The following is a 3,248-nucleotide window of genomic DNA, read 5'->3' as shown; positions in this document are numbered from 1 at the left end:
TGCTCTTTAACAATCTGGAAAGCTGATTTAAAAAGTAGTTCTCAAACATTTGTTACAAGTGCTTTGGAAACTTCTTGGCGAAAACCAAATTTTATTTGGTCCTTGTTGTACAGCAACTTGAATGCCGTTTCGACGACACTTCTTGGGGTTGTATGGTTAAGTGACTAAGCGTACATGGTGGATGCCTTGGCAGTCAGAGGCGATGAAGGACGTACTAACCTGCGATAAGCCGTGAGCAGTCGGTAAGAGACATTACGACTCACGGATTTCCGAATGGGGAAACCCACCCGAGATAACTCGGGTATCTGTTACTGAATACATAGGTAACAGAGGCGAACCGGGAGAACTGAAACATCTAAGTACCCCGAGGAAAAGAAATCAACCGAGATTCCCTCAGTAGCGGCGAGCGAACGGGGATTAGCCCTTAAGCATCTTGGAAGTTAGTGGAACGGTCCTGGAAAGGCCGGCGATACAGGGTGATAGCCCCGTACACGAAAACAACCTTGATGTGAAATCGAGTAGGGCGGGACACGTGACATCCTGTCTGAATATGGGGGGACCATCCTCCAAGGCTAAATACTCCTGACTGACCGATAGTGAACCAGTACCGTGAGGGAAAGGCGAAAAGAACCCCTGTGAGGGGAGTGAAATAGAACCTGAAACCGTGTACGTACAAGCAGTGGGAGCCCTTCGGGGTGACTGCGTACCTTTTGTATAATGGGTCAGCGACTTACATTTTGTAGCGAGGTTAACCGTATAGGGGAGCCGTAGGGAAACCGAGTCTTAACTGGGCGTCTAGTTGCAAGGTGTAGACCCGAAACCGGGTGATCTAGCCATGGGCAGGTTGAAGGTTGAGTAACATCAACTGGAGGACCGAACCCACTAACGTTGCAAAGTTAGGGGATGACCTGTGGCTGGGGGTGAAAGGCCAATCAAACTCGGAGATAGCTGGTTCTCCCCGAAAGCTATTTAGGTAGCGCCTCGGACGAATACTACTGGGGGTAGAGCACTGTTTGGGCTAGGGGGTCATCCCGACTTACCAACCCCATGCAAACTCCGAATACCAGTAAGTAATATCCGGGAGACACACGGCGGGTGCTAACGTCCGTCGTGAAGAGGGAAACAACCCAGACCGCCGGCTAAGGTCCCAAAGTTCTGGTTAAGTGGGAAACGATGTGGGAAGGCTCAGACAGCTAGGATGTTGGCTTAGAAGCAGCCATCATTTAAAGAAAGCGTAATAGCTCACTAGTCGAGTCGGCCTGCGCGGAAGATGTAACGGGGCTCAAACCAGGCACCGAAGCCGCGGATTCACGCTAAGCGTGAGTGGTAGGGGAGCGTTCTGTAAGTCTGCGAAGGTGTATCGAGAGGTATGCTGGAGATATCAGAAGTGCGAATGCTGACGTAAGTAACGATAAAGGGGGTGAAAAGCCTCCTCGCCGGAAGACCAAGGGTTCCTGTCCAACGTTAATCGGGGCAGGGTGAGTCGACCCCTAAGGTGAGGCCGAAAGGCGTAATCGATGGGAAGCAGGTTAATATTCCTGCACGACTTGTAATTGCGATGGGGGGACGGAGAAGGCTAGGTGGGCCAGGCGACGGTTGTCCTGGTGAAAGTGCGTAGGTGGTGTTTCTAGGCAAATCCGGAGACACAACACTGAGACACGAGACGAACGCACTACGGTGCGGAAGCCATTGATGCCCTGCTTCCAGGAAAAGCCTCTAAGCTTCAGATTACAAGTCATCGTACCCCAAACCGACACAGGTGGTCGGGTAGAGAATACCAAGGCGCTTGAGAGAACTCGGGTGAAGGAACTAGGCAAAATAGTACCGTAACTTCGGGAGAAGGTACGCTCTTGTTGGTGAAGTCCCTTGCGGATGGAGCTGACGGGAGTCGCAGTGACCAGATGGCTGGGACTGTTTATCAAAAACACAGCACTCTGCAAACACGAAAGTGGACGTATAGGGTGTGACACCTGCCCGGTGCCGGAAGGTTAATTGATGGGGTTAGCGCAAGCGAAGCTCTTGATCGAAGCCCCGGTAAACGGCGGCCGTAACTATAACGGTCCTAAGGTAGCGAAATTCCTTGTCGGGTAAGTTCCGACCTGCACGAATGGTGTAACCATGGCCATGCTGTCTCCACCCGAGACTCAGTGAAATCGAATTCGCCGTGAAGATGCGGTGTACCCGCGGCTAGACGGAAAGACCCCGTGAACCTTTACTACAGCTTGGCACTGAACATTGAACCTACATGTGTAGGATAGGTGGGAGGCTTTGAAGGCGTGACGCCAGTTGCGCTGGAGCCGTCCTTGAAATACCACCCTTGTATGTTTGATGTTCTAACGCAGGGCCCTGAATCGGGCTCGCGGACAGTGCCTGGTGGGTAGTTTGACTGGGGCGGTCTCCTCCCAAAGAGTAACGGAGGAGCACGAAGGTTGGCTAATCCTGGTCGGACATCAGGAGGTTAGTGCAATGGCATAAGCCAGCTTAACTGCGAGACGGACAGGTCGAGCAGGTACGAAAGTAGGTCATAGTGATCCGGTGGTTCTGAATGGAAGGGCCATCGCTCAACGGATAAAAGGTACTCCGGGGATAACAGGCTGATACCGCCCAAGAGTTCATATCGACGGCGGTGTTTGGCACCTCGATGTCGGCTCATCACATCCTGGGGCTGAAGTCGGTCCCAAGGGTATGGCTGTTCGCCATTTAAAGTGGTACGCGAGCTGGGTTCAGAACGTCGTGAGACAGTTCGGTCCCTATCTGCCGTGGGCGTTGGATGATTGAAGGGAGTTGCTCCTAGTACGAGAGGACCGGAGTGAACGAACCTCTGGTGTTCGGGTTGTCACGCCAGTGGCACTGCCCGGTAGCTAAGTTCGGAATCGATAACCGCTGAAAGCATCTAAGCGGGAAGCGAGCCCTGAGATGAGTCATCCCTGACCCCTTGAGGGTCCTAAAGGGCCGTTGGAGACCACAACGTTGATAGGTGGGGTGTGTAAGCGCGGCGACGTGTTGAGCTAACCCATACTAATTACCCGTGAGGCTTAACCATACAACACCCAAGAAGTGTTCGAAGGCTTGTAGCAGATACCGAGAACGAATAACTAAATCAGCTTTTTCAGATTGAAGATTTTTGCCTGGCGGCAATAGCGCAGTGGAACCACCTGACCCCATGCCGAACTCAGAAGTGAAACGCTGTAGCGCCGATGGTAGTGTGGCATTCGCCATGCGAGAGTAGGACACTGCCAGGCACCCAA

2 rRNA genes are annotated in these 3,248 nt (G+C 52.5%); both read left to right on the top strand.

Annotated elements, in window-relative coordinates:
• The first annotated feature begins 154 nt into the window (after positions 1–154).
• Positions 155–3,043 (top strand): 23S ribosomal RNA (locus ACB031_RS22720).
• A gap of 84 nt (positions 3,044–3,127) precedes the next feature.
• Positions 3,128–3,242, top strand: a 5S ribosomal RNA gene (gene rrf, locus ACB031_RS22715).
• The last annotated feature ends 6 nt before the right edge of the window (positions 3,243–3,248 follow it).

The organism is Aeromonas sp. S8(2024) (assembly GCF_041403085.1).
Classification (GTDB): Bacteria; Pseudomonadota; Gammaproteobacteria; order Enterobacterales; family Aeromonadaceae; genus Aeromonas; species Aeromonas dhakensis.
The sequence above is the reverse complement of the archived record's forward strand: the minus strand, read 5'-3'. Positions and strand labels throughout refer to the sequence as shown.